12 protein-coding genes are annotated in these 14,555 nt (G+C 71.2%); all 12 read right to left on the bottom strand.

Annotation, left to right across the window (positions count from 1 at the left end; all coding sequences use genetic code 11):
• Positions 1-3: 3 nt before the first annotated feature.
• A complete protein-coding gene (gene aroB / locus BJ984_RS13290) occupies positions 4-1,083 on the bottom strand; it encodes a 3-dehydroquinate synthase (protein ID WP_179548424.1) in 1,080 nt (359 codons plus the stop codon).
• Complete coding sequence (locus BJ984_RS13295) at positions 1,080-1,604, bottom strand: shikimate kinase (RefSeq protein WP_179548425.1); 525 nt, start codon at positions 1,602-1,604, stop codon at positions 1,080-1,082. The genes aroB and BJ984_RS13295 overlap by 4 nt, the downstream gene beginning before the upstream one ends.
• Positions 1,601-2,800, bottom strand: a complete 1,200-nt coding sequence (aroC, locus tag BJ984_RS13300) for a chorismate synthase (protein ID WP_179548426.1) — start codon at positions 2,798-2,800, stop codon at positions 1,601-1,603. The genes BJ984_RS13295 and aroC overlap by 4 nt, the downstream gene beginning before the upstream one ends.
• 82 nt (positions 2,801-2,882) lie before the next feature.
• Positions 2,883-3,794 (bottom strand): shikimate dehydrogenase family protein, encoded by a 912-nt coding sequence (locus BJ984_RS13305; protein WP_179548427.1) that lies wholly within the window; start codon positions 3,792-3,794, stop codon positions 2,883-2,885.
• 8 nt (positions 3,795-3,802) lie between these two features.
• Entirely contained in the window at positions 3,803-5,263 is a 1,461-nt protein-coding gene (gene mltG / locus BJ984_RS19120) for an endolytic transglycosylase MltG (RefSeq protein ID WP_271206560.1), read from the bottom strand.
• On the bottom strand, positions 5,256-5,756 hold the full coding sequence (ruvX, locus tag BJ984_RS13315) for a Holliday junction resolvase RuvX (RefSeq protein WP_179549463.1): 501 nt from the start codon (positions 5,754-5,756) through the stop codon (positions 5,256-5,258). Before ruvX ends, mltG begins: the two co-directional genes overlap by 8 nt.
• A 2-nt stretch (positions 5,757-5,758) precedes the next feature.
• A complete protein-coding gene (gene alaS / locus BJ984_RS13320) occupies positions 5,759-8,446 on the bottom strand; it encodes an alanine--tRNA ligase (RefSeq protein WP_179548428.1) in 2,688 nt (895 codons plus the stop codon).
• Positions 8,447-8,531: 85 nt separating this feature from the next.
• Entirely contained in the window at positions 8,532-8,741 is a 210-nt protein-coding gene (locus tag BJ984_RS13325) for a hypothetical protein (RefSeq protein WP_173181052.1), read from the bottom strand.
• 97 nt (positions 8,742-8,838) lie between these two features.
• Complete coding sequence (locus BJ984_RS13330; protein WP_179548429.1) at positions 8,839-11,151, bottom strand: MSCRAMM family protein; 2,313 nt, start codon at positions 11,149-11,151, stop codon at positions 8,839-8,841.
• Positions 11,152-11,732: 581 nt separating this feature from the next.
• Positions 11,733-12,164: a DUF948 domain-containing protein gene (locus BJ984_RS13335; protein WP_179548430.1), complete on the bottom strand. Its 432-nt coding sequence runs from the start codon at positions 12,162-12,164 to the stop codon at positions 11,733-11,735.
• Between the two features lie 99 nt (positions 12,165-12,263).
• The gene (gene rpsD / locus BJ984_RS13340; RefSeq protein ID WP_173181055.1) at positions 12,264-12,893 is read right to left on the bottom strand and encodes a 30S ribosomal protein S4; all 630 of its coding nucleotides are present in this window, start codon (positions 12,891-12,893) and stop codon (positions 12,264-12,266) included.
• Between the two features lie 195 nt (positions 12,894-13,088).
• Positions 13,089-14,498 carry a replication-associated recombination protein A gene (locus BJ984_RS13345; protein ID WP_179548431.1) on the bottom strand — a complete coding sequence of 470 codons (1,410 nt, stop codon included), beginning with the start codon at positions 14,496-14,498 and terminating at the stop codon, positions 13,089-13,091.
• Between the last annotated feature and the right edge of the window lie 57 nt (positions 14,499-14,555).

Consider the following 14,555-nt stretch of genomic DNA (forward strand, 5'->3'; position numbering starts at 1 on the left):
CTCCTAGGAGGCGATCTCTTGGTACGCGGCGAACAGCAGGGAGGTCTCGGGCCCGGCGAGCACCGAGGGCCGCGCCAGGTCGTCGAGCACGATGAACCGCAGCATCCCGCCGCGCGACTTCTTGTCGCGCTGCATCGTGGCGAGCAGCGTCTGCCAGCGCCCGGCCGGGTACTCGGTCGGCAGCGTCAGCGAGGTCAGGATGCGCCGGTGCCGGTCGACGACCTCGTCCGACAGCGATCCGGTGAGGCGGCCGAGCTCGGCCGCGAACATCATGCCGACGGCCACCGCCGCGCCGTGCCGCCACTGGTACCGCTCGGCGTGCTCGATCGCGTGGCCGAGGGTGTGCCCGTAGTTGAGGATCTCGCGGAGCCCGGCCTCCTTGAAGTCCGAGCTCACGACCCGCGCCTTGACGGCGACCGACAGCTCGATCAGCCGCCGCAGCTCGTCGGAGGTGGGGTCGGTGGCCTTGTCGACGTCGGCCTCGATGATGTCGAGGATCTCGGGCTCGGCGATGAACCCGCACTTCACGACCTCCCCGAAGCCGGCGAGCATCTCGTTCCGCGGCAGCGGGGCGAGCGTGTCCAGGTCTTCGACCACGAGCGACGGCGCGTAGAAGGCGCCCACGAGGTTCTTGCCCTCGTTGGTGTTGATGCCGGTCTTGCCGCCCACGGCCGCGTCGACCATGCCGAGCAGCGTGGTGGGCACCTGCACGAGGGTGACGCCGCGCAGCCAGGTCGCGGCGACGAACCCGGCCAGGTCGGTGACGGCGCCTCCGCCGAAGCCGACCACCGCATCCGTGCGGGTGAAGTCGGCCTGCCCGAGCACCTGCCAGCAGAATGAGGCGACCTCGATGCGCTTGCCGGCCTCCGCATCCGGGATCTCGGCCAGCAGCACCTCGTAGCGGTCGAGCAGACTCTCGCGCAGGCTCGCGGCCGCCTGGCCGAGGGTCGGCGGATGCACGATCAGCACCTTCTTCACCCCGGGGCCGAAGCCCTCGGCGACCCGCCCCAGGATGCCGCGGCCGACGAGCACGTCGTAGCCGTTCTCTCCGATGACGGGGATGACGGTGGGCTCGGCGCTCATCGCTCGATCTCCTTCTGCTTCGTGACGTTCGCGGCGTCGGCGCTGCCGAGCCACTCCATGATCTCGGCGGCGACCTTCTCGGTGGGCTGCGAGCTCGTGTCGGCGGTGTGGTCGGCGAGGCTCTCGTAGAGCTCCCGGCGACGCTCGTAGACGACCTTCCAGGTCTCGACGTCGGGCACGGTGGGCCGTCTGCCGTTGCCGAGGCGGCCGGCGACGGCATCCGGATGCACGGTCAGCAGCACGACCGGCCACGAATCGATGTCGCGCTGCGTCTCGGGATCGAGCACCGCACCTCCCCCGAAGGCGACGACGCCGTCGCTTTCGAGCGCCGTGACCACGGCCGCCCGCTCCAGTGCGCGGAAGTGGGCCTCCCCGTGCTCCGCGAAGATCTCCGGGATCGGTCCGTGCTCCTTCACCACGAGGCGGTCGGTGTCGACGAAGCCGGTGCCGAGCATCCGCGCCAGCTTCTTGCCGATGCGCGACTTGCCCGAGGCCGGCGGGCCGATCAGCACCACCCTCATGCGCGGGCGATGCCGGTGCGCAGCGCCTCGGGGATGGCGGCGAGGTAGCCCTCGAGGTTGCGGCGGGTCTCGCCGACCGAGTCGCCGCCGAACTTCTCGAGCACGGCGTCGGCCAGCACCAGCGCGGTCATGGCCTCGGCCACGACACCGGCGGCCGGAACGGCGCAGACGTCGGAGCGCTGATGGTGCGCCGCCGCGTCCTCCCCCGTGGTCACGTCGATCGTGTGCAGGGCGTGCGGCACGGTCGCGATCGGCTTCATACCGGCGCGCACGCGCAGCACGGTGCCCGTGGACATGCCGCCCTCGGTGCCGCCCGCGCGGTCGGTGGCTCGCGTGATCTCGTCGCCCTCGCGGTACAGCTCGTCGTGCGCGGCCGAGCCGCGGCGCCTCGTGGTCTCGAAGCCGTCGCCGACCTCGACGCCCTTGATGGCCTGGATGCCCATCAGCGCGGCCGCGAGCTTGGAGTCGAGCCGTCGGTCCCAGTGCACGTGCGAGCCGAGCCCCGGTGGCAGCCCGTAGGCGAGCACCTCGACGACACCGCCGAGGGTGTCGCCCTCCTTGTGGGCGTCGTCGATCTCCGCGACCATCAGCGCGCTCGTGGCGGCGTCGAAACAGCGCACCGGGTCGGCGTCGAGCGCGTCGACGTCGCCGGGCTTCGGCAGCGCGGCACCCTCGGGCACCCGCACCGGCCCGATGGAGAGGGTGTGGCTGACGAGGGTGATGCCGAGCTCGCCGAGGAAGGCGCGGGCGATGGCGCCGAGCGCGACGCGGGCGGCCGTCTCCCGGGCGCTCGCCCGCTCGAGGATGGGGCGGGCCTCGTCGAAGTCGTACTTCTGCATGCCGACCAGGTCGGCGTGACCCGGGCGGGGGCGGGTGAGCGGGGCGCTGCGGCCGCGGCCGGGGAGCTCCTCGTCGAGGGGCTCGACGCCCATCACCTCGGTCCATTTAGGCCACTCGGTGTTGCCGATGCGCACGGCGACCGGGCTGCCGAGGGTGCGGCCGTGCACGACGCCGCCGGTCATCGCGAGCTCGTCCTGCTCGAACTTCATGCGGGCGCCACGGCCGTAGCCGAGCTTCCGCCGAGCGAGGTCGGTGCGGAGCTGATCGAGTGTGACGGGGATGCCGGACGGAAGACCCTCGACGATCGCGACGAGTTCTTGACCGTGGGACTCCCCGGCGGTGAGCCAACGAAGCATGGTTACGATCCTCCCACAGACGGAGGACTCCTCAGCTCAGCCCGGTCGCCGGTGGGCCTCTCGGCGGGGTCGTCCCGGTGGCTCAGTCGCGCAGTCGCCCCGCCGCGTCGAGCCCCACCGCGTCGAGCAGGGCCGCGAGGATGCGCTCCTCGCCGTCGAGCGCCACCAGCGGGTCGCCGTGCACGAACACCCGGATCTGGCCGACCGCCTGGTGCACGAGCATCGCGAGCCCGGGCACCGCGAGGCTGCCGGCCTCCTGCCAGATCGTCGCGAGCTCGCTCGGCCACGGGTGGTAGGCCACGTCCAGGATGCTCGAGCTGCGCGGCGCCGCGGCGTCGACGAAGTTCACGCCCACCCCGACCCCGCCGGGCAGCGTGCTGATCGTCAGGTCGGGCTCGATCAGCCGCATCCCCGGATCGTGCAGAGCCACGACCTCGGTGCTGAGCCCGGCGGCGCGCGCCGCCTCGACGACGGAGCCGGCCTTGCCGGGGCTCCGCAGCACGATGTCGGCGTGCTCGGCGCCGAGCTGGGCGACTGCGACGGCGGCCGAGCGGGCGGTCGCGCCGGCCCCCACGATCATCACGCGGCGCACGTCGGCCACTCCGGCGCGCTCCAGGGCCTCTCGGATGCCGTGCACGTCGGTGTTGAAGCCACCGAGCTCGCGCCGCCCGTCGTGCTCGGTGACGAGCACGGTGTTCACGGCTCCGCTGGCCTCGGCCACCGCGTCGACACTCGTCAGCAGCGGCCGGATCGTCTCCTTCAGCGGCATGGTGAGCGAGAGGCCGCGCCACTCGGCCGTGAGGCCGTCGATGAACGCCGGCAGCGCATCCGTCGTCACCTCGTGCGCGTCATAGTGCCAGGGCAGCCCCAATGCGCGATAGGCGGTGCGGTGCAGCAGCGGCGACCGCGAGTGCGCGATCGGCGAGCCGAGAACGCCGAGCCGCCGCTCACGCGGCCGGCCGTCGGCCTCGTCGCCCACGAAGGTCTCGGACACGGTGCCGGCTACTCCACGTCGGGGTGGGCGGCCCACCAGGCCTGCAGGCGCTCCACGGCGGCGGCGTGCTCGTCGGCGGTGGTCGAGAAGACCGTCTCGCCGGTGTCGAGGTCGACCGTCACGAAGAACATCCACGGGCCGTCGGCCGGGTGCAGCGCCGCGTTGATCGCGTCGTCGCCCGGGTTCGAGATCGGGCCGGCCGGGAGACCCGGGTAGTAGTAGGTGTTGTAGATGTTGTTCGGGTCTTCGCGCTCGGCCTGGGTGGTCTCGACCCGGCTGTGGCCGGCGCCGTAGGCCACCGTGGCGTCGGACTCCATGTTCCAGCCCTGGTCGAGGCGGTTGGTGAAGACGCGGGAGACCTTCGCCATGTCCTCGACGCTGCCGGCCTCCTTCTGGATCAACGCGGCCAGCGAGAGCACCCGCAGGCGGTCGTCGGGGGCGACGCCGGCGGCATCCAGCGACTGGAAGCTGCGGTTCACCATGGTGGTGATCATGTCGGTCGCGGTCTCGCCGGGCTGGAAGACGTAGGTCGCCGGGAAGAGGAAGCCCTCGATGGTCGGGGCGTTCGCCGGTACTCCGAGTGCGGCGTAGTTCGCGCCGACGGCCTGGAACTCCTCGATCGGGATGCCCGTGACGTCGGCGAGCTCCTGGTAGATGCCCTTGGCGCTGGAGCCCTCGGGGATGGTCACCGTGAAATCGACCTTCGCGTCGGGGTTCTGCAGCGCGTCGAGCGCGGACTGGGCGCTCATCTTCTCGGCCAGCCGGAAGGTGCCGGCCTGGAAGACGGGCGCCGGGTCCTGGTCGAGCAGCAGCTCGTAGAAGGCGCGGGAGCTGGCGATCACGCCCGCCTCGGCGAGGTTGTCGCCGATGGTCTCGCCGACGTCGCCGTCGTTGACGACGAACATCACCTCGCCCTCACCGGAGCCCTGGTAGTCGTCGGCGGAGGGGCTGCCGGCGATCAGGCTCTGCACCTGCTCCCCGAAGACGTTCCAGACGAAGACGCCGGCACCGGCGATCAGGCCGAGGATGACGACGAGCACGATCATCGGGGTCACCCAGCGGCGTCGACGCCGTTCGCGCGGGGGGCGCCCGCCACCGGAGGAGCGGCGCCCGCCGCCGGAGCCGCCCTGCCCTCCGCCGGAGCCGCCGCTGCCGCCGCCCGTGCGGCCGGAGCCGCCGGACCCGGAGCCCGGGCCGCCGGGGTGGGCGTCGTCGCCGCCGAGCCCGAAGTGCTCGATGCCCACGTGCTCGACGTCGTCGTCGGCGGTGCGGGTCGAGGAGCGGTTCATCGACGCGCGGGTCGCGGGTGCCGGCTCCGCCGGGGCTGCGGCGCCGGGGCTCGCGGACGTCGGTGTCGCGGCCTGTCGGGCGGCCCGCCGGGGCGATTCCGCGGGGCTCGGCGGCGTCGCCGGCTCCTGTCGGAAGAACTCGGCGAACGGGTGGTCCTGTGCGGGCTGTCGGTCAGTCACTGCCTTTTCCTTGACTCGGGTCGAGGAGGATGCCGGGGGGTCTGTCGGTGGCAAGCTCGCTGTCGAGGGCATGTTGAAGGAGTATAACCGCGGCGACCTGATCGATCACGGGGCGGGAGCTCTTGGTGTTCCGGCCGTTCCGGTGCAGGGCGGCCTGGGCCGAGACGGTGCTGAGCCGCTCGTCGATCATCCGCACCGGGCGGCCCGATGCCGCGCCGAGACGGGCGGCGAAGTCCCGCGCATCCTGGGTGGAGGCGGTCTCGGCACCGCTCATCGACAGCGGCAGACCGACCACGAACTCGAGGGCCTCGAGCTCGTCCGCGATGTCCAGAATGCGAACGACGTCGGCGCTCGGCCCGGTCTCGGGCACCTCGCCGGGAGCCGTGCGGGGCACGGTCTCGACCGGGGTGGCGAGCATGCCGTGCAGGTCGGTGCGGGCGACACCGATGCGGGCCCTGCCCACGTCGACGCCGACCCGCACCCCGCTGCGCATGCTCAACCGGCCGTCACTGCCCGGCCGATGGCCTCGAGCGCCGCGGGGACGGCGCCGACGTCGGTGCCGCCGCCCTGGGCCAGGTCGTCCTTGCCGCCTCCGCCACCGCCGAGCACGCCGGCGGCGATCTTGGCGAGGGCTCCGGCCTTGACGCCGGCCGCGCGGGCGCCGTCGGTGGTGGCCACGATCACGACGGGCTTGCCGTTCACGGCAGCGGCGAGGGCGACGACAGCGGCGGCGGACCCGCCGGCCACGAGGGCCTCGCGCACGCCGGAGGCGAGCTGGCGCACGTCGTCGGGCGAGCGCAGCTCACCGAGGTCGGCAGCCACCAGCGACACGGCGCCGGCCGGACGCGCGGCGGCGGCGAGGGCCGGGATGCGCGTCGACAGCTGCGAGGCCTCGAACGCGGCGATCTTCTTCTCGGCCGCCTTGAGGTTCGCAGCCAGGTCGGCGACGCGCGTCGCGATCTCGTCGCGCGGTGCCTTCAGCGACGAGGTCAGCTGCGACACGAGCGCCCGCTCGGCGGCGAACTCGCGGAACGCCTCGAGACCGACGAGCGCCTCGACGCGACGGTTGGCCGAGCCGATCGACGACTCGCCCTGCAGGTTGATCAGGCCGATCTGCGCGCTGGTGGAGACGTGGGTGCCGGCGCAGAGCTCGCGCGACCACGGGCCGCCGATGTCGACCATGCGCACCACCTCGCCGTACTTCTCGCCGAACAGTGCCATGGCGCCCATCGAACGGGCCTCGTCGAGCGGCAGTTCGCGGGTGACGACCTGCAGGTCGTCGCGGATGGCGGTGTTGGCGATCTCCTCGATCTCGGTGCGGGTCGCGGCCGAGAGCGGCTGGTTCCACGAGAAGTCGAGCCGCATGTAGCCGGCCTTGTTGTACGAGCCGGCCTGGTGGGCCTCCTCGCCCAGCGTCTGACGCAGCGCCGCGTGGATGAGGTGCGTCGCCGAGTGGGCCTGCGTGGCACCGCGGCGCCACGAGGGGTCGACCACCGAGCGCGCCTGGTCGCCGACGGCCACCTGGCCGCTGGTGACCTCGACGCGGTGGCTGATCAGCCCCTTCACCGGCTTCTGCACGTCGAGCACGGTCAGCTCGAAGCCGTCGCCGATGATCGTTCCGGCGTCGGCCTCCTGGCCGCCCGACTCCGCGTAGAGGGCGGTCTCGGCGAGGATGACCTCGACCTGCTCCCCCGCGACGGCCGACGTCACCGAGACGCCGTCGACGATCAGGCCGAGCACCGGCGACTCCGCCTCGAGCTCGTCGTAGCCGCGGAACACGGTCTCGCCGAGGGCGCGGAACTGGCTGTACACGGTGAGGTCGGTGATGCCGAGCTTCTTCGCCTTGGCGTCGGCCTTGGCGCGCTGCTTCTGCTCGGCCATCAGCGACTCGAACGCGACGCGGTCGACGGCGAGGCCGGACTCCTCGGCGATCTCGAGGGTGAGGTCGATCGGGAAGCCGTAGGTGTCGTGCAGCAGGAAGGCGGTGTCGCCGGCGAGCACGGGCGCGGCGTCGGTGCCCGAGGCCGCCTTCTGCTTCACCGCGGCGACCGCGGTGTCGAGGATGGTCGTGCCGCCGGTGAGCGTGCGGAGGAAGGACTCCTCCTCGGCGTACGCACCGCGCGAGATGCGCGAGAAGTCGGTCTCGACCTCGGGATAGGCCGCCTTCATCGCATCGCGCGAGGCGGTCAGCAGCTCGGGCATGGTCGCGGTGTCGACGCCGAGCAGGCGCATCGAGCGCACCGTGCGCCGGAGCAGGCGCCGCAGCACGTAGCCGCGGCCGTCGTTGGCGGGCGTGACGCCGTCGCTCATCAGCATCAGGGCGGAGCGCACGTGATCGGCGACCACGCGCATCCGCACGTCGTCGTCGTGGTCGGCGCCGTAGCGTCGGCCCGAGATCTCGGCGGCGCGGTCGAGCACCGGGCGCACCTGGTCGATCTCGTAGAGGTGCTCGACGCCCTGCTTGAGGAAGGCGACGCGCTCGAGGCCCATGCCGGTGTCGATGTTCTTGCGCGGCAGCTCGCCGAGGATCTCGAACTCGGTCTTGGAGGTGCCCTCGCCGCGGAGGTACTGCATGAACACGAGGTTCCAGATCTCGATGTAGCGGTTCTCGTCGGCAGCGGGGCCGCCCTCGGCACCGTAGGCGGGGCCGCGGTCGAAGTAGATCTCCGAGCAGGGCCCGGCCGGACCGGGCTGGCCGGTGGACCAGTAGTTGTCCTCCTTGCCGAAGCGCTGGATGCGTGCATCCGGAACCCCTGCCACCCGCTTCCAGATGTCGATCGCCTCGTCGTCGTCCTCGTAGACGGTGACCCAGAGGTCGCGCTCGGCGAGGCCCAGGCCGCCCTCGGACTCGGGCGTGGTGAGCAGCTCCCAGGCGTACCCGATCGCGCCCTCCTTGAAGTAGTCGCCGAACGAGAAGTTGCCGTTCATCTGGAAGAAGGTGCCGTGCCGGGTGGTCTTGCCGACCTCCTCGATGTCGAGGGTGCGGATGCACTTCTGCACGCTCGTGGCGCGCGGGTACGGTGCGGGCACCAGCCCCGACAGGTACGGGATGAACGGCACCATGCCGGCGACGGTGAACAGCAGCGACGGATCGTCGCTGACGAGCGAGGCGGACGGCACGACGGTGTGGCCGCGATCGCCGAAGAAGTCGAGCCAGCGGTTGCGGATGTCAGCGGTGAGCATGGGTGAAGTGGTGTTCCCGGTTCGGATCGGCGCGGAGTTCGGATCGGCAGGCGGGCACCGGCGAGCTGCCGGACCCCGTGCCCGGCTACTTGGAGAGCGCGTCCCCGGCGCCGGAGATGGCGTCGCGGAGCTCGGCCTCGCGCTCGCGGTAGCCGTCGACGAGTGAGTCGCTGAACTCCTTGGTCTTGCGGTCGAGCTCGGAGAAGAACTCCTTGCCGCTCTTGGTCTGGTTCACCTGGTGGGCGACGGCGAAACCCACGCCGATGCCGATGACGAGCCACAGGATCTTCTTCATTGCGTTCTCCTCGTTCGTTCCGGGCGCACGACGGCGACCGTTCAAGCCTTCGTCAAGCTTAGCCCGCCGGTCCGGCGGCGGTCGCGAAGGCCGCCGATCAGCCTGCTGCGCGGATGGCGACGGGCGATGACGTCTGGGTCACGATGGCGTAGCCCTGCTTCGTGCCGGTGACGGCGACGGAGATGCTGTGCCCGGTGTCGGCGGTGCTCAGCAGGTACACCGACTTCACCTTGCCGGTCAGCGGCACGCCGTCGCGAAGCCACTGGTAGCTCAGTGCGACGGGTGCGGGGGCCCAGGCACCCGGCTGCGCCGTCAGCGTCGTGCCGACGGACGGCACCCCGCTGATGATCGGGGTCGGCGTCGCGCTGAGCTTGGCCAGCACCGCGGCGGTCACGGAGCTGGTTCGGGTCGTCGTCGTGTACCCGGTCAGGGTGCCCGTCACGGCGACCGAGACCGTGGCTCCCGCGTCGGCCTTGACCAGGCGGTAGGAGGATGCCGTCGCTCCCGGGATCGGGGTCCCGGAGCACAGCCACTGGTAGCCGAACGCCGGGGCGGGCGACCAGCCCGTGGTGACCGCCTTCAGGATGCTGCCGACGGCCGCGGTGCCCGTGATCGTCGGGACGGGGCTGGTCGTGAAGGGCTTGGGCCGGAGGGTCATCGACGTCGAGACATCGGGTACGACGCCCCCGCCGGTCACCGTGACCGGGGTACCGGTGTCGACGCTCGCCGCGCCCGACCAGAAGGTGTCGACATAGCGTCCCTTCGTACTGGGCTCGGTCCAGTGGTGGTCGCTGAAGCCGATCTTCACCTGACCCGGCGGGAGACCGAGCAGGGTGTACCGGCCGTCGGCGTCGGTGGTGGTGCTCGACGCGGCCGCGGTGCCGGTCGAGTCGAACAGCCAGCCGGTGACCCAGATGCCCTTGATCGGGGCGCCGGCCGCATCCGTCACCCGCCCGGCGACGGTGCCTGAGGTCTTCAGCAGCGCGTTGCGCCCGGTCAGCGCGCCACCGGCGGGCAGTGCCGAGGGGTTCGCATTGCTGAGCATCGACTTGCCGCTCCACCACTGCAGTGCGTGGTCGTCGAGGGTGCTGAACGAGATGCGGTAGGTGCCCGCTGGGAGGGAGCGCACGGTGTAGGCGCCCTTGCCCGAGGTGTAGGTGTAACCGGCATACGCTCCATCGGCGTCGTAGACGTTCACGTTGGCCTGGGGCAGGGGCACGAGCGTCTGTGCATCCTTCACGATGCCTGAGATCGAGCCACCCTTCGTCAGGGATGCGTTCACGCCGGTCACGACCTGGGAGGTGGCGACCGTGGTGGTCGTCGCGGCTGAGCGGAGGCCGGCACCACCGCTCCACTGGTAGGCGTAGGCGGCGCTGTCGGCGACGGAGCTCGGGGCGAACTTGAACGAGTAGCTTCCGGCCGGGAGACCGGTGATCGTGTATGCGCCGCCGGCGTCGGTGTAGCCGCTCTTCGAGCTGAAGCCGGAGGCGTCGACGGCCGAGACCGTCACCATCGACAGCGGGGCGCCGGTGGTCGCGGATGTCACCGTGCCGCTCACGGTCGCGCCGCGGGTGAGGGTGATGTCCCGCTTCGTCACAGCCTGGCCGGCGGTGACCGCGATCGGCGTCGCGGTCTCGCGGGTCGGCTTCCCCTTCCACCACTGCGGGGTGTAGTCCGCAGACGGGGACAGGTTGACGCCGAGGAGATAGCTGCCCGAACGGAGCCCGCCGATGACGTAGGAACCCGCGGCGTTCGTGTTGGCCCAGCCGACGATGCTGCCGTCGGGGTTCACGACCTGCACGCTGACGTACTGCAGCGGGACACCTCCGGTGCCCTTGATCGTGCCGCTGATGCTGCCGCCCGGTGCCAGGGCGGCGTCACGGCCGACGGTGGTCTTGCCGCTCGAGACGGTGAAGAACGTGGCCTCGCTCTGGGATGCCCGGTCGTTCCACCACTCGTCGATGTACGCGGACTCGGCCGACGCGTCGAAGGAGAGAGTCGTCGCACCCGGGGCGACACCGGTGATCCGGTACGCCCCGGCGGCGTCGGTGACGGCGGTCTGCCCGAAGGTGTAGCTGCCGCTTTTCGGTCGGGCTTGCACGCTGACGCCCGCCAGGGGCCGGCCCGTGGATGCGTCGGTCACCGTGCCGCTCACGGCACCCGTGCGCACGAGGCCGGCGTCGATGCCGGTCACGTCCGAGCCGTCCACCCGGAGGAGCGTCGCCGAGAGGAAGTCGGTCGTGTCGTTCCAGTACTCGTTGACGTAGGAGGGCTGGTTCTGGAAGGAGAGGACGTAGTCCCCGGTCGGCACCGAGTCGATGCGGTAGGCACCCTGCGCATCGGTGTAGGTGTATCCCCAGAACCCCGTTCCGTTGCGCTGCGAAGCGGAGACGAAGGTGTTCGGGATCACTGCGCCGGTGCCCGCGTTGCGGACGACACCGGAGATGCTGCCCAGCGCTGCGGCGCGCTGGGCCGGGGGCTCCGTCGCTGCCGGCGTCGGCGTCGGCGCGGGTGTCTTCGAAGGCGCTGGTGTCTTCGTAGGCGTGGGCTGAGGTGTCGGCGCAGCAGTCGGTGTCGGCGCAGACGTCGGCGTCGGCGCAGACGTCGGCGTCGGCGCCGCGGTCGGCGTCGCCGTGGGTGCCGGGGTGGTTGCCGGTGCCGTCGACGGCACCGGCGTCGGAGACGGAGACGGAGTGGAGGTGGCCACCGGTGCCGGAGCGGCCGTCGACGTGGGCGTGGGAGTCGGTGTGGGAGTCGACGCCACCGCCGCTCCTGCGCCGCCGAGCATCCCGCCCAGCAACGCTGTGATCAGCAGGGTTCCCGCGATGGTTCGGCGGATTCGCGCGGCGCGCAGGTGCAGAGGCACGTGGTCTCCCCGGGTCGACGAGCGGTGCTGCCCGAGCAGAGCCGGCGTCCCCCGCCTGCCCCGTCGAGAAAACTATCGGCGCGCTCCCCCGACCACAACTCCCCCGTGCGGGGTGCAGACGCGGGCTAGCGCTTCTTCTTGGAGCCGGACGTCGACGAGCGCTTCTTCGACGGCTTCTTGTCGGAGACGACGTCGTCGGCCTCCTTCGCGGCCCGGAGGCTCGTGAGGCCGGCGCGCACCGCGGCGCTGAAGCCGGCGAGGCGGATCAGGGGCCCGCCCACCGATGCCGCGAACAGCGCGACGAGCGACGTGACGTTGCCCGTCACCTCCTCGACGTTCCGGGTGATGACGTCGACCCGGGCGAGCTGCTTGTTCGCCTCCTGCACGGTCACCGTCGACTCGGCGAGGATCGGCGTGATGCCGTCGCTGACGTCTTTGATGGAGTCGCGGGTCTGATCGAACACGCCGCCGAGCTTCAGCAGGGGCACGGCGATCAGGCCGACCAGCACGGCGAACACTCCGGCGGCGATCAGGCCTGCGATATCTCCACCGGTCACGGTGACTCCTTCAGGAAAGCGACCCGGGCGGGGCCGGATACGACGAGAGCGGGCCACCCTGTGGGCGACCCGCTCTCTAGTATGTCGTGACTCGTGCTGCTAGCGGCCCGAGTAGTACTCGACCACGAGCTGGACCTCGCAGGTCACGGGGACCTGCGCGCGCTTCGGGCGGGCGACGAGGCGCGCCTGGAGCTTGTCGAGCTCGACCTCGAGGTAGGCCGGGGTCTTCGGGAGCAGGTCGATGTGACCACCGGCGGCGGCGACCTGGAAGGGCTCGGTGCCCTCGGAGCGCTGCTTGACGTGGATCATCTGGCCCGGCTTCACGCGGAAGGAGGGGCGGTCGACGAGCTGGCCGTCGACGAGGATGTGACGGTGCACGACCATCTGACGGGCCTGCGCGGTGGTGCGGGCGAAGCCGGCACGCAGCACGAGGGCGTCGAGGCGCATCTCGAGGAGCTCGACCAGGTTCTCACCGGTCAGGCCCTTCGCGCGGCGGGCCTCTTCGAAGGCGATGGTCAGCTGCTTCTCGCGGATGCCGTACTGGGCGCGCAGACGCTGCTTCTCGCGCAGACGGACGGCGTAGTCGCTGTCCTGCTTGCGCTTGGTGCGGCCGTGCTCACCGGGAGCGTAGGGGCGCTTCTCGAGGTACTTGGCCGCCTTCGGGGTGAGGGGGATGCCGAGTGCCCGCGAGAGGCGGGTCTTGCTGCGCGTACGCGACTTGGTAGCCACTTACGTCCTTTCGTAGAGATTCTTACAAGATGAATTGCGCACCGATGCACGCGAGTGAATCCACAGGATTCCAAGTAAGAGGGTGTGTGCCGGGCGGTTCGGCTAAAGAACGCGGCCCCGTTATCGAACATCGATCGGCAGCCGCTCCGAAATGACGCTGATTAGGCGTCTACGAGAATAGCACAGCGGATGCCGTCAGCCCTGCGTTCCCCGCGTGATGTCGCGGAGTTTCGCGAGCCGCGCCGAGACCTCCCGCTCGTGGCCGTGATCGGTGGGGTCGTAGTAGACCTTGCCGGTCAGCTCGTCGGGCAGGTACTGCTGCTTCACGACCCCCACGTCGCTGTCGTGCGGGTACTTGTAGCCCTTGCCGTGGCCGAGGCGCTTGGCGCCCGCGTAGTGCGCGTCGCGCAGGTGCTTGGGCACCCGCCCGAAGTTGCCGGCCTTGACGTCGGCGATCGCGGCGTTGATGCCCATGTAGGCCGCGTTCGACTTCGGCGCGGTGGCGAGGTACACCACGGCCTCGGCGAGCGGCAGCCGCCCCTCGGGCATGCCGATCATCTGCACGGCCTCGGCCGCGGCCACCGCGATGGGCAGGGCTTGCGGGTCGGCGATGCCGATGTCCTCCGCGGCGAGGATGATCACCCGACGCGCGATGAACCGCGGGTCCTCCCCCGCCTCGAACATGCGAGCCAGGTAATGCAGCGAGGCGTCGACGTCGCTGCCGCGCACTGACTTGATGAACGCGCTGATCACGTCGTAGTGCTCGTCGCCGTTGCGGTCGTAGCGCAGCAGCGCCCGGTCGACCGACTGCTCGAGCACCTCGGGGGTGATGACGGGCAGCGGATGCTCGTCGCCCTCGCGATCGTCGTCGTCCTCGTCGTCGCCCTCGTCTCCGTCGTGGCCCGCGGCTCCCGCCCCCTCCGCGGCCGCCAGCGCCGTGCCGGCCGACGCCTCGAGCGCGGTGAGGGCACGGCGGGCGTCACCCGAGGCCATGCGGATGATGGCGGCCCGCGCCTCGGGGTCGAGCTCGACCGTGCCGGCGAGCCCCCGCGCATCCGTCACCGCACGATCGATGAGCACACCGAGGTCGTCGTCGGTGAGCTGCTCGAGGGTGAGCAGGAGCGAGCGCGACAGCAGCGGGGAGATGACGGAGAAGGAGGGGTTCTCGGTGGTCGCGGCGACCAGGATGACCCAGCCGTTCTCGACACCGGGCAGCAGCGCGTCTTGCTGGGCCTTGGTGAAGCGGTGGATCTCGTCGAGGAAGAGCACGGTCGAGAGGCCGTAGAGATCGCGGTTGCGGAACGCGTCCTCCATCACCTGCCGGACGTCTTTCACACCGGCGGTGACGGCCGAGAGCTCGACGAACTTGCGGCCCGAGGAGTGCGCGATCGCCTGCGCGAGCGTGGTCTTGCCGGTGCCGGGAGGACCCCAGAGGATGACCGACACGGAACCCGCGGCCCCGGTGCGGTCGGTCGCGAGGTTGACGAGGGGGGAACCCGGCCGGAGGAGGTGGCGCTGACCGGCCACTTCGTCGAGGCTTCTCGGGCGCATTCGCACCGCAAGAGGGACCGCCCCGGAGTGGAGTCCCGGTTGCTGAAGAGCCATGCGTCTAGGGTACTGTGATGGGCCGACAGCGCCCGGCGGAACGACGACACTGGAGGA

Origin of the sequence: Herbiconiux flava, assembly GCF_013409865.1 — a bacterium.
Taxonomy (GTDB): domain Bacteria; phylum Actinomycetota; class Actinomycetes; order Actinomycetales; family Microbacteriaceae; genus Herbiconiux; species Herbiconiux flava.

Bases quoted from the DNA above. Each gene is read 5' to 3' on its own strand.
- ruvX (WP_179549463.1), bottom strand. From the start codon at position 5,756: ATGCGCAGCGGGGTGCGGGTCGGCGTCGACGTGGGCAGGGCCCGCATC.
- BJ984_RS13295 (WP_179548425.1), bottom strand. From the start codon at position 1,604: ATGAGGGTGGTGCTGATCGGCCCGCCGGCCTCGGGCAAGTCGCGCATC.
- aroC (WP_179548426.1), bottom strand. From the start codon at position 2,800: ATGCTTCGTTGGCTCACCGCCGGGGAGTCCCACGGTCAAGAACTCGTC.
- aroB (WP_179548424.1), bottom strand. From the start codon at position 1,083: ATGAGCGCCGAGCCCACCGTCATCCCCGTCATCGGAGAGAACGGCTAC.
- BJ984_RS13325 (WP_173181052.1), bottom strand. From the start codon at position 8,741: ATGAAGAAGATCCTGTGGCTCGTCATCGGCATCGGCGTGGGTTTCGCC.
- BJ984_RS13345 (WP_179548431.1), bottom strand. From the start codon at position 14,498: ATGGCTCTTCAGCAACCGGGACTCCACTCCGGGGCGGTCCCTCTTGCG.
- alaS (WP_179548428.1), bottom strand. From the start codon at position 8,446: ATGCTCACCGCTGACATCCGCAACCGCTGGCTCGACTTCTTCGGCGAT.